The organism is uncultured Tateyamaria sp., from assembly GCF_947488715.1.
Classification (GTDB): Bacteria; Pseudomonadota; Alphaproteobacteria; order Rhodobacterales; family Rhodobacteraceae; genus Tateyamaria.
In genome coordinates, this window is the sequence record NZ_CANLAG010000002.1 from 171,575 (window position 1) to 198,009 (window position 26,435).

26 protein-coding genes are annotated in these 26,435 nt (G+C 62.0%); 19 read left to right on the forward strand and 7 right to left on the reverse strand.

The features are described from left to right. Positions 1-11: 11 nt before the first annotated feature. From Q0936_RS05115 to Q0936_RS05125, 3 genes are read left to right on the forward strand one after another with little or no spacing between them, the layout of a single operon-like run. On the forward strand, positions 12-1,355 hold the full coding sequence (locus Q0936_RS05115; RefSeq protein ID WP_299296618.1) for an FAD-binding oxidoreductase: 1,344 nt from the start codon (positions 12-14) through the stop codon (positions 1,353-1,355). A 44-nt stretch (positions 1,356-1,399) separates the two neighbouring features. Beyond that, the gene (locus Q0936_RS05120; protein WP_299296620.1) at positions 1,400-2,566 is read left to right on the forward strand and encodes a M20 aminoacylase family protein; all 1,167 of its coding nucleotides are present in this window, start codon (positions 1,400-1,402) and stop codon (positions 2,564-2,566) included. Positions 2,567-2,594: 28 nt separating this feature from the next. After that, a complete protein-coding gene (locus tag Q0936_RS05125) occupies positions 2,595-3,761 on the forward strand; it encodes a M20 aminoacylase family protein (RefSeq protein ID WP_299140501.1) in 1,167 nt (388 codons plus the stop codon). Positions 3,762-3,816: 55 nt separating this feature from the next. Here the strand turns inward: Q0936_RS05125 and Q0936_RS05130 are convergent, their stop codons facing one another. The 3 genes from Q0936_RS05130 to moaA are packed head-to-tail and all read right to left on the reverse strand — an operon-like array spanning position 3,817 to position 7,167. Beyond that, positions 3,817-4,866 (reverse strand): glycosyltransferase family 4 protein, encoded by a 1,050-nt coding sequence (locus Q0936_RS05130; RefSeq protein ID WP_299296622.1) that lies wholly within the window; start codon positions 4,864-4,866, stop codon positions 3,817-3,819. Further along, positions 4,859-6,154, reverse strand: a complete 1,296-nt coding sequence (locus Q0936_RS05135; RefSeq protein WP_299296624.1) for a 3-deoxy-D-manno-octulosonic acid transferase — start codon at positions 6,152-6,154, stop codon at positions 4,859-4,861. Before Q0936_RS05135 ends, Q0936_RS05130 begins: the two co-directional genes overlap by 8 nt. 5 nt (positions 6,155-6,159) lie before the next feature. Next, positions 6,160-7,167 carry a GTP 3',8-cyclase MoaA gene (moaA, locus tag Q0936_RS05140; protein WP_299296626.1) on the reverse strand — a complete coding sequence of 336 codons (1,008 nt, stop codon included), beginning with the start codon at positions 7,165-7,167 and terminating at the stop codon, positions 6,160-6,162. Between the two features lie 154 nt (positions 7,168-7,321). Between moaA and Q0936_RS05145 the strand changes: the two genes are divergently transcribed. Further along, positions 7,322-7,687 carry a hypothetical protein gene (locus tag Q0936_RS05145; protein WP_299164878.1) on the forward strand — a complete coding sequence of 122 codons (366 nt, stop codon included), beginning with the start codon at positions 7,322-7,324 and terminating at the stop codon, positions 7,685-7,687. An 18-nt stretch (positions 7,688-7,705) separates the two neighbouring features. On the opposite strand, the gene Q0936_RS05150 is transcribed toward Q0936_RS05145, so the two are convergent. Genes Q0936_RS05150 through glmU form a run of 3 tightly spaced genes read right to left on the reverse strand, consistent with a single transcriptional unit; the run spans position 7,706 to position 11,548 of the window. After that, positions 7,706-8,383 carry a DNA alkylation repair protein gene (locus Q0936_RS05150; RefSeq protein WP_299296628.1) on the reverse strand — a complete coding sequence of 226 codons (678 nt, stop codon included), beginning with the start codon at positions 8,381-8,383 and terminating at the stop codon, positions 7,706-7,708. Further along, positions 8,380-10,200 carry a glutamine--fructose-6-phosphate transaminase (isomerizing) gene (gene glmS / locus Q0936_RS05155; RefSeq protein ID WP_299296630.1) on the reverse strand — a complete coding sequence of 607 codons (1,821 nt, stop codon included), beginning with the start codon at positions 10,198-10,200 and terminating at the stop codon, positions 8,380-8,382. Before glmS ends, Q0936_RS05150 begins: the two co-directional genes overlap by 4 nt. Position 10,201: 1 nt before the next feature. After that, a complete protein-coding gene (gene glmU / locus Q0936_RS05160; RefSeq protein WP_299296632.1) occupies positions 10,202-11,548 on the reverse strand; it encodes a bifunctional UDP-N-acetylglucosamine diphosphorylase/glucosamine-1-phosphate N-acetyltransferase GlmU in 1,347 nt (448 codons plus the stop codon). A 127-nt stretch (positions 11,549-11,675) separates the two neighbouring features. Between glmU and Q0936_RS05165 the strand changes: the two genes are divergently transcribed. From Q0936_RS05165 to Q0936_RS05215, 11 genes are all read left to right on the forward strand, one after another. Beyond that, on the forward strand, positions 11,676-12,338 hold the full coding sequence (locus tag Q0936_RS05165) for an HAD-IA family hydrolase (protein ID WP_299296634.1): 663 nt from the start codon (positions 11,676-11,678) through the stop codon (positions 12,336-12,338). Between the two features lie 81 nt (positions 12,339-12,419). Continuing rightward, entirely contained in the window at positions 12,420-13,613 is a 1,194-nt protein-coding gene (locus Q0936_RS05170) for an aminotransferase class I/II-fold pyridoxal phosphate-dependent enzyme (protein WP_299296636.1), read from the forward strand. An 81-nt stretch (positions 13,614-13,694) separates the two neighbouring features. Continuing rightward, a complete protein-coding gene (locus Q0936_RS05175) occupies positions 13,695-14,858 on the forward strand; it encodes an isovaleryl-CoA dehydrogenase (protein WP_299296638.1) in 1,164 nt (387 codons plus the stop codon). Next, positions 14,858-15,118 carry a hypothetical protein gene (locus Q0936_RS05180; protein WP_299296640.1) on the forward strand — a complete coding sequence of 87 codons (261 nt, stop codon included), beginning with the start codon at positions 14,858-14,860 and terminating at the stop codon, positions 15,116-15,118. The genes Q0936_RS05175 and Q0936_RS05180 overlap by 1 nt, the downstream gene beginning before the upstream one ends. Beyond that, entirely contained in the window at positions 15,115-16,587 is a 1,473-nt protein-coding gene (locus Q0936_RS05185) for an AMP-binding protein (RefSeq protein ID WP_299296642.1), read from the forward strand. Before Q0936_RS05180 ends, Q0936_RS05185 begins: the two co-directional genes overlap by 4 nt. Further along, positions 16,584-18,188: a carboxyl transferase domain-containing protein gene (locus tag Q0936_RS05190; RefSeq protein WP_299296644.1), complete on the forward strand. Its 1,605-nt coding sequence runs from the start codon at positions 16,584-16,586 to the stop codon at positions 18,186-18,188. Before Q0936_RS05185 ends, Q0936_RS05190 begins: the two co-directional genes overlap by 4 nt. Before the next feature lie 7 nt (positions 18,189-18,195). Then, positions 18,196-18,885 (forward strand): hypothetical protein, encoded by a 690-nt coding sequence (locus Q0936_RS05195; protein ID WP_299296646.1) that lies wholly within the window; start codon positions 18,196-18,198, stop codon positions 18,883-18,885. Further along, entirely contained in the window at positions 18,885-20,819 is a 1,935-nt protein-coding gene (locus Q0936_RS05200; RefSeq protein WP_299296648.1) for an acetyl/propionyl/methylcrotonyl-CoA carboxylase subunit alpha, read from the forward strand. Before Q0936_RS05195 ends, Q0936_RS05200 begins: the two co-directional genes overlap by 1 nt. Continuing rightward, positions 20,816-21,475: a glutathione S-transferase family protein gene (locus Q0936_RS05205; RefSeq protein ID WP_299296650.1), complete on the forward strand. Its 660-nt coding sequence runs from the start codon at positions 20,816-20,818 to the stop codon at positions 21,473-21,475. The genes Q0936_RS05200 and Q0936_RS05205 overlap by 4 nt, the downstream gene beginning before the upstream one ends. Then, complete coding sequence (locus tag Q0936_RS05210; RefSeq protein ID WP_299296652.1) at positions 21,476-22,336, forward strand: hydroxymethylglutaryl-CoA lyase; 861 nt, start codon at positions 21,476-21,478, stop codon at positions 22,334-22,336. Between the two features lie 16 nt (positions 22,337-22,352). Next, entirely contained in the window at positions 22,353-23,144 is a 792-nt protein-coding gene (locus Q0936_RS05215) for a crotonase/enoyl-CoA hydratase family protein (RefSeq protein WP_299296653.1), read from the forward strand. On the opposite strand, the gene Q0936_RS05220 is transcribed toward Q0936_RS05215, so the two are convergent. Further along, positions 23,135-24,037: a LysR family transcriptional regulator gene (locus tag Q0936_RS05220; protein ID WP_299296654.1), complete on the reverse strand. Its 903-nt coding sequence runs from the start codon at positions 24,035-24,037 to the stop codon at positions 23,135-23,137. The genes Q0936_RS05215 and Q0936_RS05220 overlap by 10 nt on opposite strands. Positions 24,038-24,143: 106 nt before the next feature. On the opposite strand from Q0936_RS05220, the gene Q0936_RS05225 reads away from it, so the two are divergent. From Q0936_RS05225 to Q0936_RS05240, 4 genes are all read left to right on the forward strand, one after another. Then, complete coding sequence (locus Q0936_RS05225) at positions 24,144-24,425, forward strand: DUF1330 domain-containing protein (RefSeq protein ID WP_299296655.1); 282 nt, start codon at positions 24,144-24,146, stop codon at positions 24,423-24,425. Between the two features lie 209 nt (positions 24,426-24,634). After that, positions 24,635-25,375, forward strand: coding sequence for a GAF domain-containing protein (locus Q0936_RS05230; protein ID WP_299296656.1), 741 nt, complete (start codon positions 24,635-24,637; stop codon positions 25,373-25,375). A gap of 159 nt (positions 25,376-25,534) precedes the next feature. Beyond that, the gene (locus Q0936_RS05235) at positions 25,535-25,900 is read left to right on the forward strand and encodes an NADH-quinone oxidoreductase subunit A (RefSeq protein WP_299140543.1); all 366 of its coding nucleotides are present in this window, start codon (positions 25,535-25,537) and stop codon (positions 25,898-25,900) included. Further along, the gene (locus Q0936_RS05240; RefSeq protein ID WP_299296733.1) at positions 25,897-26,430 is read left to right on the forward strand and encodes an NADH-quinone oxidoreductase subunit B family protein; all 534 of its coding nucleotides are present in this window, start codon (positions 25,897-25,899) and stop codon (positions 26,428-26,430) included. The genes Q0936_RS05235 and Q0936_RS05240 overlap by 4 nt, the downstream gene beginning before the upstream one ends. Positions 26,431-26,435: the final 5 nt, after the last annotated feature.

The following is a 26,435-nucleotide window of genomic DNA, read 5'->3' on the forward strand; positions in this document are numbered from 1 at the left end:
GGGGTAAGCCCGTGACGTTTCCGATATCTGAGCAGTCACCTGTAACCTGGCCGGGGCCGCACCCGGATCATGCGGATGTGGTTGTGATTGGCGGTGGGGTGATCGGCGTCTGCACGGCGCTGTATCTGGCCGAGGCGGGCGTGCGCGTTGTGATGTTAGAAAAGGGCCGCATTGCGGGAGAACAATCCTCGCGCAATTGGGGCTGGATCCGCCAGCAGGGTCGCGATCCCGACGAATTGCCCATTATGGTCGAGGCCAATCGCTTGTGGCGAGATCTGGCTGCGCGCACAAATGTCGATATTGGCCTTGTGACCGGTGGGGTGACCTATCTGGCCCGTTCCGATGCGGACTTGGAGCGCTATGCAGACTGGCTTCCCAATGCCAAGGCGGCCGGCGTGGACAGTCGTATCCTGTCGTCGCGTGAGGTGGCGGAGCTGGTCCCTGACATGTCACAGACCTACCTGGGTGCATTGCACACACCCAGCGACATGCGGGCGGAGCCCTGGGTTGCTGTGCCTGCGTTGGCGGGGATCGCGTCGCGAGCCGGTGCGGTGTTGGTCGAAAACTGTGCGGTCCGTGGTTTGGACATCTCGGCGGGGCGTGTCAGCGGGGTTGTGACGGAACAGGGGCGGATTTCGGCGCCAGAGGTTGTGTTGGCAGGTGGTGCGTGGTCCAGCCTGTTTTTGCGCCGCCACGGTGTGCATATTCCACAATTGTCCGTGCGCGCGACGGTGGCCGCGACCGAGCCGTTGCCCGAAATACATGCAGGTGGCGTTGCTGATGACCGTATTGCGTTTCGGCCCCGTGCAGATGGCGGGTATTCGCTGGCTGCCGGTGGATTTCACGAATTGTTTGTGGGGCCGGATGCGTTTCGGGCCTTGCCCAAGTATCTGACGCAACTGCGCGCGGATCCGTTTGGCACACGGTTTCTACCGGCTGCGCCGCGTGGGTTTCCGGATGCCTGGGGCACTGCGCGGCACTGGCAGGATGACGATGTTTCTCCGTTTGAGGCGATGCGCGTTTTGAACCCGGCGCCCAACGCAGGCAAAGTCGCGGCGCTGCAACGCACGTTCGGCGAACTGTTTCCGCAGATAGGGCCCGTCGGGATCAAGGCGGCTTGGGCCGGGATGATCGACACGATGCCAGACGTGGTGCCGGTTGTGGACCGTATGGCCCAGATACCGGGGTTGACCGTCGGAACAGGGATGAGTGGCCATGGATTTGGCATTGGCCCAGGCATGGGAAAGGTGCTGGCGGCTCTGGTCACCGGTGGCGCGGTGGGCCATGATCTGAGCAGGTTCCGGTTGGCGCGCTTTCATGACGGCAGCGCGATGCGACTTGGACCATCCGTCTAAAGCTCTAGCTGGTTTCATGCGAAACCCAAAAAGGACTGTGCGTCATGCCGATCAAGAACCGTCTTGCAGAGACCCATGCCGAGATCACTGGCTGGCGTCACCATCTTCATGCCAATCCCGAATTGGGGTTTGAAGAGCACGAGACCGCGGCCTTTGTTGCGCAAAAACTGCGTGATCTGGGTGTGGATACGGTTGAAACCGGCATTGCGCAGACCGGGATTGTGGCGGTCATCAAGGGCCGCACAGACACGCTTGGCCGTGTTGTCGGGCTGCGCGCGGATATGGACGCGTTGCCGATCCTCGAAGCATCCGGCGTCGATTTTTCCTCGCAGAACGAAGGCGTCATGCACGCTTGCGGCCATGACGGGCACACATCCATCCTGTTGGGGGCTGCGCAGTATCTTGCCGAGACACGGAACTTTAACGGCACTGTGGTTTTGCTGTTCCAACCCGCCGAAGAGGGCGGTGGTGGCGGACGCGAGATGGTGAATGAAGGCGTGATGGACCGATGGGGCGTGCAAGAGGTGTATGGTCTGCATAACATGCCTGGCTTGCCCACCGGGCAGTTTGCGATCCGTACTGGTCCGCTTTTGGCCTCAGCTGATGAGTTCGAGGTTCATGTGACGGGCAAGGGCGGCCATGCGGCTGCACCGCATGAGGCACTGGATCCCAATGTCACAGCGGCGCATATTATCCTTGGGCTTCAGAGCATTGCGAGCCGCAATGTTGATCCGTTGCACTCTGCGGTGGTGTCCGTTTGTGCGCTGCATTCGGATGTGGACACGCACAACGTCATCCCACAGGTCACCCGCATGACCGGCACCGTGCGCGCATTGGACGGCGCTGTGCGCGATATGATGGAGGAACGGGTCAAGAAAATCGCGACTGCGACTGCGGATGCCTATGGCTGCGTGGCAGAGGTGACCTATACCCGTGGCTATCCGGTGACGGTCAATCATCCAGCGGAAACGGAACATGCGGCTGCCGCTGCGCGGAGTGTTGCCGGTGAGGTGATCACCGACACACCGCCCATCATGGCGGCCGAAGACTTTTCCTATATGCTTGAGGCGCGGCCGGGCGCCTACATCATGCTGGGCAATGGGGACAACGGGACGTTGCACCACCCGGCCTACCGGTTTGACGACGATGCCATCCCGGCTGGCTGCAGCTGGTTTGTTGAGTTGGTCGAGCAACGTATGCCCGCGCAATAATTTACGACGACACAAGGATTTTCATACCATGCCCACCAAAAACCGGTTCGCCGACCTGCATGCTGACATAACCGCATGGCGGCGCGACATGCACGAACATCCCGAGATCCTATTTGAAACGCATCGCACCAGCGCGTTGGTCGCAGAGAAGTTGCGGGCCTTTGGCTGCGATGAGGTTGTCGAGGGGATCGGACGCACTGGTGTCGTGGGCGTGATCAAGGGGTCGTCGGATGCAAGCGGAAAGGTAATTGGTCTGCGCGCCGATATGGATGCGCTGCCAATTCATGAGCAAACGGGCGTCGCACATGCCTCGAAAACGGCCAATGCGATGCACGCCTGCGGACATGACGGCCACACCGCGATGTTGCTGGGTGCGGCGCAGTATTTGGCTGAGACGCGGAATTTTGACGGGACGGTGGTGGTGATCTTTCAACCCGCCGAAGAGGGCGGCGGCGGCGGCCGTGAGATGTGCAATGATGGCATGATGGATCGCTGGGGCATTCAGGAAGTGTACGGGATGCACAACTGGCCCGGACGTCCCGTCGGAGAATTTGCAATTCGTCCCGGCCCGTTCTTTGCGGCGACTGACCTGTTGGAGATCGAGTTTGAAGGGTTGGGTGGTCACGCGGCCAAACCGCAAGAGACCATCGACACGACATTGATGGCGTCACATGCCGTCACGGCGTTGCAGTCGATCGTCAGCCGCAATGCCGATCCGATTGACCGGATCGTGGTGTCGATCACGTCGTTCGAGACGTCGTCCAAAGCTTTTAACGTGATCCCGCAGAAGGTGCAGATCATGGGCACCGTGCGCACAATGAGCGCCGAGATGCGTGATCTGGCTGAAAAACGCGTGGTCGAGGTTTGTGAAGGCATAGCCACGACCTTTGGCGGGCAGGTGCGTGTGGATTATCAGCGGAACTATCCGGTGATGGTAAACCACGACGAACAGACGGCCTTTGCTGCGGACGTGGCGCGGTCGGTGTCCGGGCAGTGCGATGAAGCGCCCTTGGTCATGGGGGGCGAGGATTTTGCATTCATGCTCGAAGAGCGGCCCGGCGCGTATATTCTGGTCGGGAACGGGGACACGGCGATGGTGCACCACCCTGAATATGACTTTAACGATGAGGCCATTCCAGCCGGGTGTTCCTGGTGGGCGGAAATCGTTGAACAGCGTATGCCCGCGGCGTCCTGACGTCGGCTGACGCTCCTGCGCCCTGAGGGGCGCAGATCGCCCCACCCATCGTCCCTTAGTCGCGCAATAGTGTGCGGTAGATGTCCATGATGGCGGATGCTTCCTGTGACAATTGGAAGTGGTCCAGCATGTGTTGCCGCGCGGCGCGTGACCACGTGGTCAGCAAGTCGGGGTTTGTCAGCAAATGTTCCGTTGCTTCAACCATTTGATCGGTGTTGCCTGCCTCGATCAGAGCGCCTGTATGACCGTCGCGGATCAATTCTTCGAACGCACCCACGCGTGTGGCGATGGCCGGCGCGCCACAGGCCATGGCCTCGAGCGGCGTCAAACCGAACCCTTCCCAACGCTGTGGGGCCACATAGACGTCGAGGGCCTGATAGAATTTGGGCGTCTCCCACACCGGCACTTCGGGCAAGAACAAGAGACGATCCGCGCAGCCGGATGCCTGGACCCGCGCCTTGAGATCTTGCAGAAATTCAGCGTCTTTGTCGACTGCGCGGCCCATGACAATTGCGGCGGCGGTCGGATGCGCTTGCAAGACACGGATCATCGCGTCGACAAAAACGTCGGTGCCTTTTTGTGCCCTGATCCGGCCAAAACATCCCAGCAGTGGTCCGGGCGGCAGCCCGAGCTCTGACTTGAGGGCCGGTTTGTCCGGCGCTGGCGAAAACGTGTCAGTGTCGATCCCGTGGTGGATCACGGTGGCCGGCCGTTCAAGATAGGCGGCGGTTTTGGCAGAGGTGGCGATCACCGCGTCCATACGTGCGATCAGCCACTTGGTCAGGCCGGTATGATGGCGCTGGCTGGCCGAGGTAAAGAGCAGCTTTAGCCGCTTTCCAAGCAGGTATTTCAAGGCCAGACCCGCGATCATTTCCACGTTGCGACGCGCATGCCAGACGCGCGCGCCATGCGGTCCACGGCGCGGCATGGTCAGCAAATGGGGCCATGCGACGTTGGGCACATGCGGCGGCATTTCTGGCGCACAGGCGGTGATGGCCATCTCTTCGGCCTGCAAGGGAACCAAACGAATGACCGTGGACGTCACCCCCGACAGGCGCCGTTTGAAATTGGGCGCAATCACGTCAATCTCGGCGAGGTCAGTCATGTGGTCCTTCCGCGTGCTCTGCCGCCATTGAGTAGAGGTCCTGGCCCAGACGCGCCAGAGTTTCTGTGCCAGACACTGCCAATGGTCGGGCATTGCGCGCCAGCCGGGCGGCGCGCGCGGGGTGGTCCAACAACGTCCTTACCGCTTCACAGAGCGTTTCGGCATCCTTGACCTGCACGCTTGCATCCTGCGCCAGGAATGTCGCGTAAACATCTGAGAAATTGTCATAAAGTGGCCCATGCAGGATGGCGGTATCTGCGGCTGCTGGCTCGTAGGGGGTGTGGCCACCGACGGGTGCAAAGGACCCGCCGAGAAACACAATGGGGCTGAGTGTGTACCAAAGGTCAGTCTCACCCATCGTGTCGGCCAGATACACTTGAATGCCTTGGCCAAGGTTGGCACCGGTGCTGCGCCGGGCGGTATTCAGTCCCGTCTGTTCTATCAAGGCCACGATTTGGTTGGCACGTTCGGGGTGGCGGGGGACGAGGATCAGGCACAGGTCAGGGCGATCCGCACACAGACGCTTGTGCGCGGCCAACACGATCTCTTCTTCGCCCGGATGGGTCGAGGCGGCCACCCAGACAGGTCTGTCGCCCAATGCGGCGTGTGCCGCAGCAACCGCCGAAGGGTCGAGCAAAGGCGGTCCCGTCAGTGACTTGAGGTTGACGCCCATCGCCGCGCCTCGCACCCCGAGATCACGCAGATGATCCAGGCTGCGCCGGTCCTGGCACAAGGCCAGAGTGATCCCACGCATCACATAAGCGGCAGTGGCCGGGAACCTCTTCCACCCCTGCGCGCTGTTTTCGGATAATCGTGCATTCAACAGGGCCAAGGGGATGTCACGACGGGCGCATTGATCCAACAGGTTTGGCCACAACTCCGATTCGACCAGAACACACAGATCTGGGCGCCAGTGCCGTAGAAACCGGTTCAAGGGGCCGTTGCCGTCCAAAGGGCCAAACTGGTGCACTGCACCCCGCGGCAGCCGCCCGGACACCACCTGTGCCGACGTTGCGGTGCCGGATGTCAGCAGAACCTGAACATCCGGATGTTCCGTCATCGTCTGCGCAATCAAAGGCAGAACGGATTTCGCCTCGCCCACACTTGCGGCATGAAACCAGATCAACGGACCAAAGCCGCGCTGCGCTGTGGCGTGACCCAATCGTTCATGCGCGCGGTCCACGGAAACGCCCGCGCGGCGCAGCTTGTTCACCGCACGGCGCGCGGCGAAGGGCAGGGCCAGCGCGACCAGAGCCTGATACAGCCGAAAGAGAAAGGTCGGGCGCATGCCCGTTAGCCGCCCGTGTGGCTCATGTGGCGGGGCATCTGACCATCAAGACGCTGGCGCGAATAGTCGAAATCATGGCCCTTGGGCTTGAGTTGGATCGCGCCGCGAATGGCGTCCTCCAGCGGCGTGTTGTCCGTGGGATGCGCACGCAACGGCGCGCGCAGGTCGGCCATGTCCTCTTGACCCAGGCACATGTAAATCTCACCTGTACAGGTGATCCGCACACGGTTGCAGCTTTCGCAGAAGTTATGGCTGAGCGGCGTAATGAACCCGATCTTTTGCCCAGTCTCTTCGAGGCGCACGTAACGCGCGGGGCCACCGGTGCGTTCGGCGAGGTCCGTCACGGTGTAATGTTCAGCGTACCGGGCGCGCACGTCCTTGAGGGACCAATATTGCCCCAAACGATCCTCGTTGCCGATGTCGCCCATCGGCATGACTTCGATCCAGGTCAAGTCCATGTCCCGTTCGGCACACCACGCGGTGATGGTCGCCAATTCGTCTTCGTTGAAGTCCTTCAGCGCCACCGCATTGATTTTGACCCGCAGGCCAGCGGCAAGGGCTGCATCAACGCCGCGCAGAACCTGCGGCAAACGCCCCCAGCGAGTGATGTCGGCAAACTTGGTTTCGTCCAATGTGTCGAGCGAGATGTTGACCCGTCGCACGCCCGCCGCATAGAGATCCTTGGCGAACCGCCCGAGCTGACTGCCATTGGTGGTCAGCGTCAGTTCCTTGAGGGTCCCAGCCTCGAGATGACGGCCCATCGCGTTGAAAAACGTCATGATGTCCCGCCGCACCAGCGGTTCACCGCCTGTGATGCGCAGCTTTTCGACCCCCAGACCGACAAAGGTCGAACACATCCTGTCCAGCTCTTCGAGCGTCAAAAGCTCTTTTTTGGGCAGGAATGTCATGTTTTCCGACATGCAGTACACACAGCGAAAGTCACAGCGATCCGTGACGGAGACGCGCAGATAGGTGATTGCGCGCTGGAAGGGGTCGATCAATGGTGCGGTCATGCCTAAAGTGGTAGGGGTGGTGCGCGTCGGCTGCAAGGGGCATTGCGCGCCTAACTGCGCAAGCTATGGTGCATTTATGCGAATGCTATTGATAGGTCTGTTAAGTGTGTCGGGCTGCGGGTTGTTGCCAGACCGCAGTGCGCCGCCTGTGGTAGTGAGTGATGCACCGAGCGGAGCGACCGCCGATGTGGTGCGCCCACAGATCCGCCCCGGTGGCTTGGAAACATCCCCGCCTGATGCGCCGCCCGCGGTTGCCCCCGAAGTGTCCGCTGGCACGCTTGGGCGCACCGTGGTGTCCCTTGGCAATGCGGCTGAGCCGGGCTTGTGGTTGAAAACGCCGCTCGTGTCACGCGAACAGGCCGGGCAGGTGTTCTCGCCCGACACGGGCAAAACGGTGGCCGTGACCCTGATCCCCATTGATGGCCCAAAGACGGCTGGCAGCCGCATGTCGCTCGCTGCAATGCAGGCCATTGGCGCGTCTCTGACGGACCTCCCCGAGGTCGACGTTCTCGCAGGTTAAACGCCCGCTATTTCCGCGTTAGGTCAGGTACTTTGCCGCCTCTTTGGCCGCGAATGGTTTCATCTGCGCGCCGTGCGTGTCGAGAAACGCGCGCGCCCGTGGTGCGTCGTGTTTGCCCAGCTCGCGCACCCACCACGCGATGGCTTTCTGAATAAACCATTGCCGGTCCGGCACGTATCCTGCCGCCCAACCCAAAATCCGCTCGCGCGCGGCGATCTCATCCGGTTTGGGGAAGTTCTGTTTGGTCCAGGGCAGGGTGATCACCAGAGCCGCGCGGCGGGTCCATAAATGGTCCGACTGTGTCCATGCTTCGACCTGATCCAGACGCTCGGGCGCGGCCACCAAGCGTTTTTGTCCCGCCATACAGGCGTGATCGGCAATGGCCCAACTGTCAAACGTCGGCACCCAGGATTGGATCAGCGCCCATGCCGCATCATCCGGGCGCAAGCGCGCCTGCGTCAGAACCTTGGCAGCGGCCAACCGTGCTTCGTAGATGTCGGTCTGCCACAAGCCGTCAGCCAGTGCGACGCGCGCCTCCACATCCAAGGTCTGACGCCATGACTTGCTCAGGTCGTTCAACACCGGATTGGCAACGCCCAGATGCAACCGGTCCGATTTGTGATAGGCTTTCGCGCCTGCCGCGCGTTCCGGATCAGCGTGTGCGCGGATCTGGTTCAGCGCGTCCTCGGGCGTCACTCGACCGTCACCGACTTGGCCAGATTGCGCGGCTGATCCACATCCGTGCCCTTGGCCACAGCCGTGTGATAGGCCAGCAACTGCGCAGGTACGGCATACAGGATGGGGGCCACGATATCCGGACAATCCGGCATCTTGATCTCTTCCCAAATGCCGTCACCGGCCTCTTTCAACCCTTCGGCGTCAGACACCAGAACCACCTTGCCCTTGCGCGCCATCACCTCCTGCATGTTCGATACCGTCTTGTCGAACAGCGTATCGCGGGGGGCCATGACAACCACAGGCACGTGTTTGTCGATCAGCGCAATGGGGCCGTGCTTCAGTTCACCTGATGCATACGCTTCGGCGTGTATATAGCTGATTTCTTTCAGTTTAAGCGCGCCCTCAAGTGCCAGTGGATACATCACGCCACGGCCCAGGAACAGAATGTCGCGCGCCTCCGACAGTTTGCGTGCCGTGCGCTGCATCGCGTCGCTCTGCTCGATCCCGAGGTTGATCAACGCGGGCAAGCTGCGCAAGGCGGACACATGATCGGCCAGTGCCTCGTCGGTCAAAGTTCCCCGGTCGCGTGCTGCCTTCAAGACCAGCATCAGCAATACGGTCAATTGGCAGGTAAAGGCCTTGGTTGATGCCACGCCCACCTCGACGCCCGCATGGATCGGCAGGGCAAGATCGCTTTCACGCGCAATCGAGCTTTCGGGGACATTGACCACCGAAACAATCTTGTCCGCCTTGCCGTCGCAGTAACGCAACGCGGCCAAAGTATCCGCCGTTTCGCCGGATTGGCTGACAAACAACGCCAAGGTCCGGGCCGGGACGGGCGGCTCACGGTAGCGGAATTCTGACGCCACGTCGACCTCGACCGGCAGTCGCGCAATCTGTTCGAACCAGTATTTCGCCGTCAGGCAGGCGTAGTACGCGGTGCCGCATGCCACCATCGTCAGCCGGTCAACAGCGGTGAAATCAATGCTCGGCTCGGGCAGGGTGATCCTGCCGTCTGCACCCAGATAATGCGTCAGCGTGTTGTTGATGACCACGGGCTGTTCCGCGATCTCCTTGGCCATAAAGTGCTTGTGGCCCGCCTTGTCGACCCGTGCTGCGTCCAGTTGGATTTGCCGGACGGGACGGTTCGCCAGCGTGCCGTTAGCATCCCTGATTTCGACACCTGACCGCGTGACAATCGCGCGGTCGCCTTCTTCGAGATAGGTGATGCGATCGGTCAGGGGCGCGAGCGCAATCGCGTCGGAGCCCACAAACATCTCGCCATCACCATGTCCAATCGCTAGCGGCGATCCCTTGCGCGCTGCGATGATCAGGTCGTCTTGGCCATCAAACAGAAACGCCAGTGCAAACGCGCCTTGTAAACGGTCCAACGTGCGAAACGCCGCCTCGGCGGGGGCCAGCCCCTGCGCCAGGTGGTGTTGCGTCAGCAGGGCCACCGTTTCGGTATCCGTCTCGGTTTGAAAGTTGATGCCAGCCTCGGCCAGTTCAGCACGCAATTCGCGAAAGTTCTCGATGATCCCATTGTGGACCACTGCCACCGGACCCGCCTTGTGGGGGTGGGCATTGTCCTCGGTTGGTGCACCATGCGTTGCCCAGCGTGTGTGGCCGATCCCGGCTTTGCCGGCGAGCGGTTCATGCACCAGCTTGTCGCTCAGGTTGGCCAGCTTTCCGACGGCACGCCGACGGTCCAACGTGCCACTGTTGACGGTCGCGATGCCTGCACTGTCATAGCCGCGATATTCGAGGCGTTTGAGGGCCTCGACCAGGATGGGGGCGACTTCGTGGTCACCCAAGACCCCTACAATTCCACACATTTTAGCTGCCTCTGCTCTGTCTGGCCTTTTTGGCCTTTAACATTTCGAACAATTTGCGGGCCATGCCCGGTTTCTCGACCTGCGGCGCCCGTGCAATGGCCAACGCGCCGTCTTCGACGTCCGACGTGATCACCGACCCCGATCCGGTCATGGCATCGTCACCGACCGTCACAGGTGCGACCAGCATCGTGTTTGACCCGATAAAGGCGCGCGCGCCGATCTCCGTCCGATGCTTCATCACGCCGTCATAGTTGCAGGTGATTGTGCCTGCGCCGATGTTGCTGGCTGGCCCCACCGTGGCGTCGCCCACATAGCTGAGGTGGTTGACCTTGGCGCCCGCTGCGATGGTCGCTTGCTTGATCTCGACAAAGTTGCCGACGCGGACGTCTTCGGCCAGTTCGGTGCCGGGCCGCAGGCGCGCATAGGGGCCGACCGTGGCACCACGCGACACGTGGCACCCCTCGAGGTGGGAAAACGCGCGTACAGTTGCGCCGCTTTCCACGGTGACACCGGGGCCGAAGACCACGTTGGGTTCAATCAGCGCGTCACGCCCAATAATGGTGTCCAATGACAAGTAGACCGTGTCGGGCGCAACGAGTGTCACGCCGTCGTCCATCAACTGCGCTCGTGCACGTGTCTGAAACTGCGCGTCGGCGGCGGCCAGTTCGGCACGGCTGTTGATGCCAAGCGTTTCTGCCTCGTCACAGCGCGTCACCGCAACAGACAGGCCGCGCGCCCTGGCGAGGCGTGGCAATTCCGTCAGGTAGTATTCGTTCTGTGCGTTGTTGTTGCCCACGGCGTCGATCAAGTCGAACAAGAGCGGCGCAGGGGCGGCCAGCACACCCGAATTGCACAGGGTGATTTCGCGCTCACTCGGCGTGGCGTCCTTGAACTCCACAATCCGCTCTAGCTGCGTGCCGTTCATCACCAACCGACCATAGCGGGCAGGGTCTGCGGCTTCGAACCCCAGCACCGTCACATCCGCGGGTGATGCGGCCAACTCTTGCAGGGTTTCAGGCCGGACAAAGGGTGTGTCGCCAAAGAGCACGACGGCATGCCCGTCAAAGCCTGCAAGCGCATCCCGCGCCTGCGCTGCGGCGTGTGCCGTTCCCAATTGTTCCTCTTGCAGGACAACCTGCGCGCCCGGATCGACGCTGGCAACGGATGTCGTGACCGCCTCTGCGCCGTATCCGGCCACGATGACTGTATGTTCCGGGTCCAGAATATCGCCCGCCCGCATCGCGTGGTGCAACATCGGAGCGCCGGCAATAGGGTGCAGAACCTTGGGCAGGTCCGAATTCATCCGTGTGCCTTTGCCCGCGGCCAGGATGATCAATGCGGTTTTCATACCAATTCTCTTTGTCTTTTTGTTCCGTCCTGTTTATCCGCTGGGCGCGCGCACGCAAGCGTATGCGCCATCAAACAAGATTGCGGCTTGCAACAGGTGTAAGCGGGCTTTTGCCAAGGGAGCAGCCATGACAGCGGTGATTTTCGATCTCGACGGGACACTTGCGGACACCAGTGGCGACTTGCTGGCCGCCGCGAACGTCTGTTTTCGCGACATGGGGTACGGCGATGTCTTGGACGCTGCGGATGCCGGTGTTGCACTGCGGGGCGGGCGCATGATGCTGCGCACCGGTCTGGCGCGCGTCGCACAGGCGGACGAGGCGATTGTGGATCAATACTATCCCATGTTGCTCGAGGCTTACGGCAGTGCGATCTGCACGCACACCACTCTGTATCCCGGTGCCATGGACGCCATCGAAACCCTCAAGGTCCAAGGGCACGCCGTTGGGATCTGCACCAACAAACCCGAAGGTCTGGCCGAACAGTTGATGCGCGCGCTTGGCGTGCGCGACGCCTTTGGCAGCCTCGTGGGGGCCGACACGTTGCCAGTACGCAAACCGAACCCAGAGCCGCTTTTTGAAGCGACCCGCCGACTTGGCGTGGACCCGGCCGCTTGTCTTCTGGTGGGGGACAGCGATACGGATCGCAACACGGCCCGTGCTGCGGGTGTCCCATCGATTCTCGTGACCTTTGGCCCCTCTGGCGAAGACATGGCCGCGCTGGAACCCGAGGCTTTGCTCGACACCTACGCCGTATTGCCACAGGTGGTTGCCGCGCTTTTTGCCCGCTGATTGCCCACATCGCCGATTTCAGGACACCAAATGACGCGCCGCACGCTTGACGGTGACGGGGCGCATGCCCAAAACGGGCCTATGACAGAGCATTTTACCGGCAGTTTCACCCAACAGGACCCCATCCCGGAGGCAGGCATCGACGCCGCTCTGGCCGTGCTGCGCCATGGCCGTTTGCACCGCTACAATACGGCGGGTGACGAAGTGGCGGAAACCGCGCTGTTGGAACGCGAATTTGCCGACTATGTCGGTTCGCAATACTGTCTGGCCGTCGCTTCGGGCGGCTATGCCATGGCAACAGCCTTGCGTGCCCTAGATGTGGGACCGGGCGACAAAGTGCTCTCGAACGCCTTTACGCTGGCGCCTGTGCCGGGCGCAATTGCATCGGTTGGCGCCACGCCGATCTTCGTTGGCGTGACCGAAGACCTGACAATCGACCTCGATGATCTCGAGGCCAAGCTGCCACAGGCGCGGGTGCTCCTGCTCAGCCACATGCGCGGCCATATATGCGACATGGACCGCCTGATGGCTATGTGCGATGCGGCAGGCGTGGCGGTTATCGAAGACTGCGCGCACACGATGGGCGGATCATGGAACGGTGTTCCGTCCGGGCGGCACGGCGTCTTCGGCTGCTATTCGTGCCAAACCTACAAACACGTGAACTCGGGCGAGGGTGGTTTCATCGTGACCGATGATCCCCATCTTGCTGCAAAATCCATCATGCTGTCCGGCAGCTACATGCTGTTTGAACGGCATCTTGCCGGTCCCCCAAAAGAAGCATTCGACAACATCAAATTCCACACGCCCAATATTTCGGGCCGCATGGACAATCTGCGGGCGGCCATTCTGCGGCCTCAACTCGCGGATATCGCAGCACAATGCGCGCGGTGGAACGAACGCTATCACACGCTCGAAGACGGGCTGCGCGACACGCCGGGCCTCACCCTGATCAACAGACCGGACGCCGAAGAAATCGTGGGCTCATCCATTCAGTTCCTGTTGCTGGATTGGGCAGCCTCGGCCGTACAAGACGTGATTGCGCGCTGTGCGGCGCGCGGGGTCGAGCTGAAGTGGTTCGGCGCTCCGGACCCTGTCGCCTTTACCAGCCGGTACGACAGCTGGCGTTACGCACCATCCGAGCCGATGGCCGCCAGCGACCGCATTCTGGCCGGTGTCGTCGACATGCGCGTGCCGCTCACATTTACCCTCGAAGACTGTGCGCTGATTGCACGCATCATCCGCGCCGAAGTGTCCAGCGTCTACCAATCCGCCTGAGCCGCACAACACAGGGTCTGGACTCGCAGACAACTACGCCCTATTAATGAACAAGTGTTCATTAATGCGGGGAGGCGAGTAATGTTCACCCATTCCATGGCGTTCGACTTGGGCGAGGATGTTAACGCGCTGCGCGAGATGGTGCATCGCTGGGCGCAAGAGCGGGTCAAACCACTGGCGGCGCAGATTGACCAATCCAACACATTTCCACCTGAACTCTGGCCCGAGATGGGCGAATTGGGCCTGTTGGGGATCACTGTCGAAGAGGACTACGGCGGGGCAGGCATGTCTTATCTGGCGCACACAGTCGCGGTCGAGGAAATCGCCCGCGCCAGCGCGTCGGTGTCGCTCAGCTATGGCGCGCATTCAAACCTGTGCGTGAACCAGATCAAGCTGAACGCCACGCCCGCGCAAAAGGAAAAATACCTTCCGGGCCTTGTTAGCGGCGCGCATGTCGGCGCGCTTGCCATGTCCGAGGCGGGCGCAGGCTCTGACGTTGTGTCGATGAAACTCAACGCGGAAAAGCGTAACGACCGTTACATCCTGAACGGCACAAAATACTGGATCACCAACGGGCCCGATGCGGACACGCTTGTGGTCTACGCCAAGACGGACGCAGATGCAGGCCCGCGCGGCATTACGGCGTTTCTGATCGAACGTGACATGGTCGGGTTTTCGACCTCTCCGCACTTTGACAAGCTGGGGATGCGTGGATCGAACACGGGTGAACTGGTGTTCGAGGACGTCGAGGTGCCCTTTGACAACGTACTCGGCGAAGAGGGGCGCGGTGTGGCCGTCCTGATGTCCGGGCTGGATTACGAGCGCGTGGTTTTGGCGGGCATCGGCCTGGGTATCATGGCCGCCTGTATGGACGAGGTGATGCCCTATTTGGCCGAACGGCGGCAATTCGGCCAACCGATTGGAAATTTCCAGCTGATGCAGGGTAAGATCGCCGACATGTATACCGCGATGAACTCCGCCCGGTCCTATGTCTACGAAGTGGCCAAGGCCTGTGACCGAGGGACTGTGACCCGCCAGGACGCCGCAGCCTGCTGTCTTTATGCTTCCGAAGAAGCGATGAAACAGGCCCACCAGGCCGTTCAGGCCATGGGTGGCGCCGGGTTCCTCAACGATGCCCCGGTGGCGCGCCTGTTCCGGGACGCCAAACTGATGGAAATCGGGGCGGGCACGTCGGAAATCCGCCGCATGCTTGTGGGGCGCGAACTGGTCACGGCAATGGGGTGATGCCGCGCTCGGTCATCATCACAACCGGATCGCTTGTGATCCTGGCCGCGCTTGCGGGCTATTGGCTTGGGCAGCGTCAGGTCAATGTCGACTCGGCGGATGTGATTGCTGCGGTGGCGCGGTTGCACGGCGGTGATCCCGCAACATGCGTCGGCTGGCCGGGGCAGGGCGCGTGGGTGATGTATGTCGAATGCAGTGGCGTCACGTACCGCGTGAACCGGTTCGGCCAGGTGTCACGCGCACCGGAGGATGGCATATGAACATGGCGGCGCAATGCCTGGACCATCCCTCGGATCAAGTCGCAATCATGGACGTGAGCGGCCCCCAGAACGTGCCGATTGCCTATGGCGATCTCACGGCCATGACCGACGGGCTGGCCCGCGCGCTGATGAAACAGATCAGCCCCGGCGACCGCGTCGGCGTGTTGCTCAGCCAGACACCATGGTGTGCCGCGGCACATCTCGCCATTTGGAAGATCGGCGCAATCTCCGTGCCGTTGTTCAAGCTGTTCAAACAGGACGCACTCGCCACCCGTTTGTCGGATGCGGGCGTGTCTCTGGTCCTGACAGATGCCGAAGGGCGCACACTGGTTGGTGACCTCGCGGACTGCTGGCTGGCCGAGATGGCGGGCACAGCGGGTGACCCCGTCGCCTTCGCACCGGCCGATGCTGATACGCCTGCCGTCCTGATTTACACCTCTGGCACCACCGGCAAGCCCAAGGGCGCGCTGCATGGCCACGGTGTGCTGGCGGGGCATTTTCCCGGTGTCCGCATCAGCCATGATGACCTTGGCCGACCGGATGACTGCCTGTGGACCCCCGCCGACTGGGCGTGGATCGGCGGGCTTTTTGACGTGCTGATGCCGGGCCTCGCCCTTGGGGTCCCGGTGGTGGCGGCAAGGTTGCCCAAATTCGACGCCGCCACCTGTCAAACCGTCATCGCGCGCGGCCAAGTGCGCAACGTGTTTTTTCCACCCACCGCGCTGCGGATGCTCAAGGCCGGTGGTGTTCACCTGACCGGCCTGCGCAGCGTCGCCAGCGGTGGCGAACCGCTTGGGGCCGAAATGCTGGACTGGGGCCGCAGCGCACTGGGTGTCACGATCAACGAATTTTACGGCCAGACCGAATGCAACATGGTCGTGTCCAGTTGCGCCAGCCGATTTGCCCCAGAACCCGGCTGCATGGGGCAACCGGTGCCGGGCTTCGACGTCGATGTAGTCGACGAGAATGGCCGCCCAACGGCGGGCGAGGGGGACATCGCAATCCGTCGCGGCGCACCGTCCATGATGCTGGGCTACTGGAACCGGCCCATGGAGACGGCGGACAAGTTCCAGGGCGACTGGATGCTCACCGGTGATAAAGGCCAGCGCGCGGGCGCGTTCATCCGCTTTGTCGGGCGCGATGACGACGTAATCACATCGTCCGGCTACCGCATCGGCCCCGCCGAAATCGAAGACTGCCTGCTGACCCACCCCGATGTCGCTACCGTGGGCGTCATTGGCAAACCGGACGCCCTGCGCACCGAAATCGTCAAGGCCTATGTGGTGCTCAAAGCAGGCCGCACACCCGACGGACCCGCATTGCGCGATTATGTCAAAACCCGCCTTGCAAGCCATTCATACCCAAGGGAAATCGAATTTCTCGACGCACTGCCCATGACCGTCACAGGCAAGGTCATTCGCAAGGAACTCAAGGCGCGCGCTGCCGCCGAAGCCGGAGAACGCATATGAAACTGACATCGCAGGCCGTGCCCGCATCCGAGACGTTCCGCGCCAATCGCACGGCACATCTGGCCGCACTCGAAGAGGTCCATACCGCTGCGCTGGCCGCTGCTGCAGGCGGTGGGGAACGGTCGCGGGACCGCCACCTTGGGCGGGGCAAGATGCTGCCGCGCGACCGTGTGGCGAACCTGCTCGATCCCGGCACGCCCTTTCTGGAAATTGGCGCGACTGCTGCGCATGGCCTTTACGACGGCGCGGCACCTTGCGCCGGTGTCATCGCGGGCATCGGTCAGGTGATGGGACAGGACGTCATGGTCGTCTGCAATGACGCGACTGTCAAAGGCGGCACATACTACCCGATGACCGTGAAAAAGCACCTGCGCGCGCAGGACATTGCCGCGGCCAACAGATTGCCCTGCATCTATCTGGTCGACAGTGGCGGAGCGAACCTGCCCAATCAGGACGAGGTGTTTCCCGACCGCGACCACTTTGGCCGCATTTTTTTCAATCAGGCGCAGATGAGCGCCAAGGGTATCCCGCAAATCGCTGTTGTCATGGGGTCCTGCACGGCCGGTGGCGCTTATGTGCCTGCGATGTCCGACGTCACCATCATCGTCAAGGAACAGGGGACGATCTTTCTCGCCGGTCCGCCGCTGGTCAAGGCGGCAACGGGCGAAGTGGTCAGCGCCGAGGATCTGGGCGGCGGGGACGTACACACACGCCTGTCCGGTGTGGCGGACTATCTGGCCGAGGATGACGCCCACGCGCTGGCACTCGCCCGCAGAAGTGTCGGAAACCTTAACCTTTGCAAACCTCAATCGGTCACTTTGCAAACCTCCGAAGAGCCCGCATTTGATCCCGACGAAATTCTGGGTGTCGTGCCTGCCGACTTGCGCACCCCCTACGATATTCACGAGGTCATCGCCCGGATCGTGGACGGGTCCCGGTTTGATGCGTTCAAGGCGCGGTTTGGTGAAACGCTGGTCTGCGGCTTTGCCCATATCAAGGGCGTGCCCGTGGGCATCATCGCCAACAACGGCGTCCTGTTCTCCGAGGCGGCGCAAAAGGGCGCACACTTTATCGAACTGTGTTCCCAGCGGCATATCCCATTGGTATTTTTGCAAAACATCACTGGTTTCATGGTGGGGCAGAAATACGAGAACGAAGGTATCGCGCGCCACGGGGCCAAGATGGTCACGGCTGTGGCCACAACGTCGGTTCCCAAAGTCACAATGCTGGTCGGTGGCTCTTTCGGGGCGGGGAATTACGGCATGTCAGGCCGGGCCTATGACCCGCGGTTCCTGTGGTCCTGGCCCAATGCGCGCATCAGCGTCATGGGGGGGGCTCAGGCGGCCGGGGTGCTGGCCACCGTCAAACGCGATGCCATCGAACGTGGCGGCGGTACGTGGTCCGCAGACGAAGAGGCCGCGTTCAAACAGCCCACAATCGACATGTTCGAAGAACAGTCACACCCGCTCTATGCCTCCGCCCGCCTGTGGGATGACGGCATCATCGACCCGCGCCGCGCCCGCGATGTGCTGTACCTCAGCCTGCGCGCGGCCCTCAACGCACCAATAGAGGACACACGTTTCGGCGTGTTCCGGATGTGAGGCAGATATGATCAATCCCAAAGACATCGCCAACCGGGTCAAGCGCGCCATTCCCAAGGTCGAACTGCCGTCGATCGGTCGGGAAGTGAAACTGCCGGTTTACGTTGTCCACAATTCCAGCGATCCAGAGGACTATTTCTTTATCTTCGATTTCGAACAGTTCGTGGAACAGACGCGCAACGGCGTGTTTGTGCGCCCTGCACTGACGGTTTGGGCCGGGCGTTCGGATTTTGGACGCTCTGCGTTTGCCACCCAGTTCCGGGAAAGTTTCGCGCGGGAATTTGATATTGCACGTGCACAACTGGCGGCCCGCGATGCAAAACCACGGGGGTGGTTTGGCTTTCTCACGGGTACGTTTTCCGAATTGCGCGGGGCATCCCTGTCGGCCTTTCTGGCCAACCTTGTCCTGCTGGTGGCCACAAGCGCAGGCACCAAAATCCTGACCCAGGTCCTGCCTGCCCGTTGGTTTGCCGGAAAATCGGATGCGTCCAAGCTCGAAGACAGCATTGAGGACACGCAGACCAAGGTAGACACCGCGCTCGCCCACCTCGAAATCCGCCTGCACAGCGAACTCTACGATCATGCGTTCCGCGATGGCACGCGGGGCAAGCGTGCGGACCTCGAATTTGATGCCTGGCCGTTGCCCGCCTATGTGCGCCAGCATCTCAACGACGGCAAATCAGGAGCATGGTGGTAATGTTCAACACAATTCTGATCGCCAACCGGGGTGAAATCGCCTGTCGGGTGATGGAAACCGCGCAGTCCCTTGGGGTGCGCTGTGTCGCTGTCTATTCCGACGCCGATGCGCAGGCCAAACACGTGCAGATGGCCGACATGGCCGTCCATATCGGCGGCAGCGCGCCCGCCGACAGCTATCTGCGTGGTGACGCCATTATCGCCGCCGCACGTGACACAGGGGCGCAAGCGATCCACCCCGGATATGGGTTCCTCTCCGAAAACCCCGACTTTGTTGAAGCGGTCGAGGCGGCGGGGCTCACATTCATCGGGCCCTCAGCGGATGCGATCCGCGCCATGGGCCTCAAGGACGCGGCCAAGGCGCTGATGGTCGAGGCGGGCGTGCCTGTGGTGCCCGGCTATCACGGCGCTGACCAGTCTGACGACCTGCTGGCGGGCGAAGCCGCCAAAATCGGCTATCCAGTGCTGATCAAGGCGGTTGCCGGCGGCGGCGGAAAGGGCATGCGCCTTGTTGAGACGCCAGACGCTTTTGCCGACGCACTCGCCAGTGCGCGCAGCGAGGCACAGACCGCGTTTGGCAACCCGGACGTTCTGGTCGAGAAATTCGTCACACATCCCCGCCACATCGAGGTGCAGGTTTTTGGCGACGGCACCCATGCGGTCCATCTGTTTGAGCGGGACTGCTCACTGCAACGCCGCCACCAAAAGGTGATCGAAGAGGCCCCAGCCCCCGGTATGACGCCCGAAATGCGCGACACAATGGGCACAGCCGCCGTGCGTGCCGCCGAAGCCATCGGCTACAAAGGCGCAGGCACGGTCGAGTTCATCGTTGACGGTTCTGGCGATCTGCGCGCGGACGGGTTCTTTTTCATGGAAATGAACACCCGGCTTCAGGTGGAACACCCGGTCACCGAAGCCATCACGGGTGTCGATCTGGTGGAGTGGCAATTGCGCGTGGCCGCAGGCGAGGGCCTGCCCAAGTCCCAGGACCAGCTGTCCATCACCGGCCACGCCTTCGAGGCGCGCCTCTATGCCGAGGACGTGCCAGCAGGCTTCCTGCCCGCGACGGGCGTGCTGACGCATCTGTCTTTTCCGGGCGGCGCACGGGCCGATAGCGGCGTGCGCGCGGGCGATACGATCAGCCCGTTCTACGACCCAATGATTGCCAAGGTGATCACCCACGGCCCCACGCGCGCCACAGCCCTTGCGCGTCTGCAATCCGCCCTGTCCGACACGCAGGTCGCAGGCACCGTGACCAACCTCGCCTTTCTCGGGGCGCTGGCCGGGCATGAGGGCTTTGGGCAGAGCAAGGTCGACACCGGTCTCATCGCACGTGACCTGAACGCGCTGACAGCGGCCCCCGTGGCACAACCACGCCACTCGGTTGCGGCTGCGATGGCGGTGTCGGGGCTCGACCAGCCGCCCGCACTGGCCGGGTTCGCCCTGTGGCAACCGATGACGCGCGCCATCCCCCTGACCTATGCGGACCAACCGCTTGCGATCTCGGTGCAGGTGATCGACGCGCACACGCAACTCTGGTCGGTCGATGACACCTCGGTCGAGGCCACCCAAAGCCACGGCAGGTGGGTCATTGACGGCCATCCGGCACCGGATGTGTCCGTGCACGATGGGACGGCGACGGTGTTTGACGGCTACGGCTTGATCTACGACATCGTTGACCCGCTCGACGTGGCCACCAGCGCTGCAGGCGACGGCAACATCGTCGAGGCGCCAATGCCCGGACTGGTCAGGGCCGTCTTTGCCAAGCCCGGCGATACCGTGGCCAAAGGCGACAGGCTCGCCATTCTCGAAGCCATGAAAATGGAACATGCGTTGCTGGCCGCACGCGACGGCATCGTGGCCGAGGTCTATGCGACCCAGGGCGATCAGGTCACTGCGGGCGCGGCCCTTGTCCGACTGGAAGACGCCACATGATCACCTTGCACCACTGTCCCCAGACCCGGTCGATGCGCACGCTGTGGATCTTGCACGAACTGGATGTGCCATTCGAGGTGGTGGAACATCCCTTCGACAAATCCTTGCGCCAGCCCGAATTTCTGTCTGTCAGCCCGGCGGGGCGGGTGCCTGCGCTGGAAATCGACGGCAGACAGATGATCGAAACCGGTGCCATTGCCGAATACCTCTGCGAACGCTTCAGTCCGCAAACACTGGGCCGACCGCCGGGCCATGCGGACCGGATGAATTGGTTGGTGTGGGTCCATTTTGCCGAAACCATCAGCCAACACGCCGCCGCTCTAACACAACAGCATGTCGTGCTCTACGAGGATCACATGCGCAGCCCCCTCATCATGAAGATCGAGGCCGCGCGGCTCGCCAAATGCTATGACGCTCTGGAAACGCAGCTCACGGATGCAGGCTCTGATCACCTGCTGGCCTCGGGGTTCAGTGCGGCGGACATCTGCGTGGGGCAGGCGGTCTATATGGCCCGCCATTTTACCGCCCTCGACAGCCATCCCGCCACCGCGCGCTGGTTTGACCGGATCACGGACAGGCCTGCCTTTGTCAAAAGCTTGCCCAATTCCGCAAACAGGCTCTACGCTCGGGACTTTTACCCGGTCTGGGAGGGCTAGATGTCAGACGCAACGCATATGGCAGAAATCTACGAGGTGGGACCCCGCGACGGGTTGCAGAACGAAACCGCCGACATTCCCGTCGCGGACAAGATCGCGTTGGTGGATTGCCTCAGCACTGCCGGGTTCAAGCGGATCGAATGTGCCAGCTTTGTCAGCCCGAAATGGGTGCCGCAAATGGCAGGCAGTGACGCGGTGCTCGCCGGGATCCAACGCGCGCCGGGCATCCGCTATGCCGCGCTGACGCCGAACATGCGCGGCTTTGACGACGCACGCGCGGCTGGCGCGGACGAGGTTGCCGTCTTTGGCTCGGCCAGCGAGGGGTTTTCCAAGGCAAATGTGAACGCATCCGTTGACGAGGCGCTGGAACGGTTCGCACCGGTGATCGAGGCCGCGCGCGCCATCGATGTGCCCGTGCGGGGCTATGTGTCTTGCGTGGTGGATTGCCCCTATGACGGGCCTGTGTCGCCGGAGGCGGTGGCGCGCGTGGCCGACCGTCTCTTTGCGATGGGCTGCTATGAGGTCAGTCTCGGTGACACGCTGGGCAAGGGCACACCGGATGCCGTTGCGCGCATGTTGCTTGCGGTGCGCGATGTGGTGCCCGTGGGTCGGCTGGCCGGGCATTTTCACGACACGGCCGGGCGGGCGTTGGACAATATTGATGCTTCGCTCAGTTTGGGTCTGCGCGTCTTTGATGCGGCGGTTGGTGGTCTGGGCGGCTGTCCTTACGCGCCGGGTGCCGCAGGCAATGTCGCTACTGAGGCCGTGGCCGCGCATCTGCACCGGCTGGGATACACCACCGGGCTCGATATGGACGTGATCCATACCGCCGCCGCGATGGCACAACGATTGCGCAGCTAGGAACAGTAGACCGATTATGCCCGAGACCATCACCATCGAAACGGACGCGCGCGGTGTCGCGACACTGACCCTTGCGCGGCCCGACAAACACAACGCGCTCAGTGCGCAAATGCTCGCAGAGTTGACGCAGGCGGCGGATGCGCTGGGCCGCGACGATGCTGTGCGCGTGGTGGTGCTGACGGGGGCGGGCAAAAGCTTTTGCGCCGGGGGGGACCTGGCCTGGATGCGCGAACAGATGCAGGCCGACGCCGACACGCGCGCCCGCGAGGCGGGCAAGCTCGCGCATATGCTGCAGGCGTTGAACACCTTGCCCAAACCGCTGATCGGCGCGGTACAGGGCAACGCCTTTGGCGGCGGAGTGGGGATGGCTTGCGTCTGCGACATTGCCATCGGAGTCGATCATCTCAAAATGGGGCTGACCGAAACGCGCCTTGGCATCATCCCCGCGACCATTGGGCCCTATGTCCTGGCCCGCATGGGCGAAGGGCGGGCGCGTCAGGTCTTTATGTCATCACGCCTCTTTGACGCCACAGAGGCGGTGCGACTGGGGCTGTTGGCCCGCGCGGTGCCTGCATCCGACCTTGCCTCCGCAATCGAGGCCGAAGTCACTCCCTATCTCGCCTGCGCCCCCGGTGCGGTGGCATCGGCCAAGGCATTGGCCCGCGCGTTGGGGCCGCGCATTGACGCAGACACAATCGCAATGACCATCGACGCACTCAAAGCGCGCTGGGAAACCGATGAGGCACGGGACGGCATCAGCGCCTTTTTCGACAAACGCCCCGCGCCCTGGGTCCATGATCACTCCTGACCCTGCGACGCCTCGCCGACAAAGGCACCGCGCTGGCGGCGCAAGGCATCCGACACAAAACGCGTAAAGGTCGCGATGCGCGGCACGTTCTTGAGATCGGCGTGGGTCAGCACCCAGACAGACGGGTAGGGAAAGAGCGGCAGGCCCGGCACCCGCCCCAAGAGCGGATCGGTGTCGCCCAGAAAACAGGCCATCCGCGTCGCGCCCAACCCGGCGCGCACCGCACCGATCATGGCCACCATATCGTCCAGATGCATCACCACCCGCGTGTTCGGATAGGCTGCGCGCACGGCCTTGTTCGGCGGCTCCCAATGCAAGAAACGCAACCAGCTAAGCTCTTTTTCCGGATCGGCGGCCAATGTCTCCAGCACGCTGTGGCTGGCATAAACGGCGGATGACTGCGCGGCCACGCGCCGACCCACCAGATCTGGGTCCGGCGTGTCCGAAATGCGGATCGCCACGTCCGCCTCGCGGTGCGCAAGGTTGAGCGGCGCGTTCGCACCCAGAACGGTCAGCTCAACTTCGGGATACTGCGCAACAAACGCGCCCAGGATCGGTGCCAGAACCGTTTGGATCATCAGCGCCGGTGCCGTGACGGTCAACGGCCCGCTGACTGACGCATCCCGCGCCGCGATTGCGCGGCTGAGGGTCGCACCGTGCGCTTCAAACGCTTCCGCCGTGCGCGCGGCATCCAGACCGGCCTCGGTTGGCACATATCCCGTGGGCCGCCGATCAAACAGCGACACACCCAACGTCGCCTCCGCCGCTGCAATCCGGCGCGCAACGGTCGCGTGATTGACGCCCAAGGCCCGCGCGGCACCGCTCAACCCGCTATGCCGCACCGTCTCCAGCACATATCGCAGATCGCCCCAATCCATATCCTTGATCGCCACAGCCTGCCCCTGATCGTTTTTGCACAAGAGGGGCCATCATATCATTAATTTCCGAACGATCCAGCCACCGCTATGCTCCGTCCATCATCAGGAAAAGGAAGCCTCAATGACCACTCATATCGTTGTCTCACTGCGTGTCAGCAACCCCGACAGCCTCGCCAAATACCGCGAAAAGGCCGCAGACGCCCTTGCGGTGCACGGTGGATCGGTTGTCCAGGCGTCCGCGGATCTCAAAACGCTCGAAGGCAGCCCGGTGTTGCCGGACGCCATCGCAATTGTGCAGTTTCCCGACCGCAGCGCCGCCGAGGCATGGATCAACGATCCGACACTGGCAGATGTGCACGCGCTGCGTCGCGGCGCAGGCGGGTCAGACATCATCCTGCTCTGAACCGTTGTGTGCCGCGCGGGATCGCCAGCGCGTATCTGATTGCGAAACCTTGGCGGCGACCTGTTCTGAGGTCGCCGCTAAGAATGTTTTGAGAAACCGTGTAAATGCGTTACTTTCGGGGTCGTTAACATTTGACACTCTTGGGTCACCCAAGACCTAAACAGGTTTCCCGCGCGCGCATGGCCTTGCATTCCATAGAATTCAGTAACTTGGCAGAGTTCGATGCGCTGGCGCAGTCCGTGGCGGCGCGCTTGAACTGCGAGACAAGCCTCATCAGCGTTGTACATGATGACGCATTTTTTGCTCTGGGCCACTCCAAACGCACGGTGCAAACCGCGGACCGCTCGGTCCCTATTTCCGACGCCGTGTGCGCGCACACCATGGAAAGCGGAAAGCCCCTGAGGGTTGCCGACATCCGGGCCGATCCGGTCTTGTCCGGCACGCCCACGGTGCAAGCGTTGGATATTGGTGCGTATCTTGGCGTACCGCTGCGCCTTGAAAACGGGACAGTGGTGGGGGCGCTCTGCGCGATATCCAAGGAATCGCGCATCTGGCAAGAGGCCGAACAAACCTATCTCGAAGCCCTCGCTGACCTGGTCGAAAGCAAGATCGAACGCCATGTGCTGCGTTATGAGCAAAAGGCGCTCAGTGCGGCACTGGCGGAAAATGATGCAATCCTGACGACGCTGGCCGAACTGCGCGGTCAGGCAATGACGGTTCACAACGACGCCGGTGAACTGGTTTTTGCAAATTCTGCGCTGCGCACCGATCTGCATCTCAGCTATCAAGAGTTGCTGGCTCTGCCCAAGGCGGCGCAACAACTGGCTGAAAAGGGACGCGACACCGGTGAGATTGTCCTTGATCTGCCCGGACGCGATGTGAACGCCCTGCATGTGAACCTGTCGCGGGTTGAAAATGGGCTGACACTGGCGGAATGGCGGCGCGTCTGAGCGGTTGGCGCAAAACTGCGTCGAAATCACCCGTTCTTTTCCGTGACTTCGGGCGTTGCCTTTATTGACCCTGCCGGTGGGCGCGCGTAAACCGTTTCCCAGTCAATATTGCCACTTGACCTGGCGCGAGCATTCCCGGGCCAAGAAAAGGAGCCAAACGTGGAAGAGATGTTGCGGGAGTATCTCCCCATTCTCGTGTTTCTTGCCGTCGCGATCGGGCTTGGCCTTGTGCTGTTGCTTGCTGCGGTCGTGCTTGCCGTTCGTAACCCCGACCCTGAAAAGGTGTCCGCATATGAATGCGGGTTCAACGCCTTTGACGATGCGCGGATGAAATTCGACGTCCGGTTCTATCTGGTGTCGATTCTGTTCATCATCTTCGATCTGGAAATCGCCTTTCTGTTCCCATGGGCCGTCGCGTTCAAGGACATCAGCATGGTGGGCTTCTGGTCGATGATGGTCTTCCTCGGGGTCCTGACCATCGGGTTCGCCTACGAGTGGAAGAAAGGGGCGCTGGAATGGCAATGACCGACACAGCGGGTCCCGCCTATGCAGGCGGCGACAAGGATCACGCGACACAGGCGCTCAATGCCGAATTGCAGGACAAGGGTTTTCTGCTCACGTCCACGGACGATCTGATCAACTGGGCGCGCACCGGCTCGCTGCACTGGATGACCTTTGGTCTGGCCTGCTGTGCGGTCGAGATGATGCACACGTCCATGCCGCGCTATGACCTCGAACGGTTCGGCACAGCACCCCGCGCGTCCCCGCGCCAGTCCGACCTGATGATCGTGGCCGGGACGTTGACCAACAAAATGGCACCCGCCCTGCGCAAGGTCTACGACCAGATGCCCGAGCCGCGTTACGTGATCTCCATGGGCTCCTGCGCCAATGGTGGTGGGTACTATCATTACAGCTACTCCGTCGTGCGCGGCTGCGACCGGATCGTGCCCGTCGACGTCTACGTGCCCGGCTGCCCGCCCACGGCCGAGGCGCTGCTTTACGGCATCATGCAGTTGCAGCGCAAAATGCGCCGCACCGGCACCATCGTACGCTAAGAGGA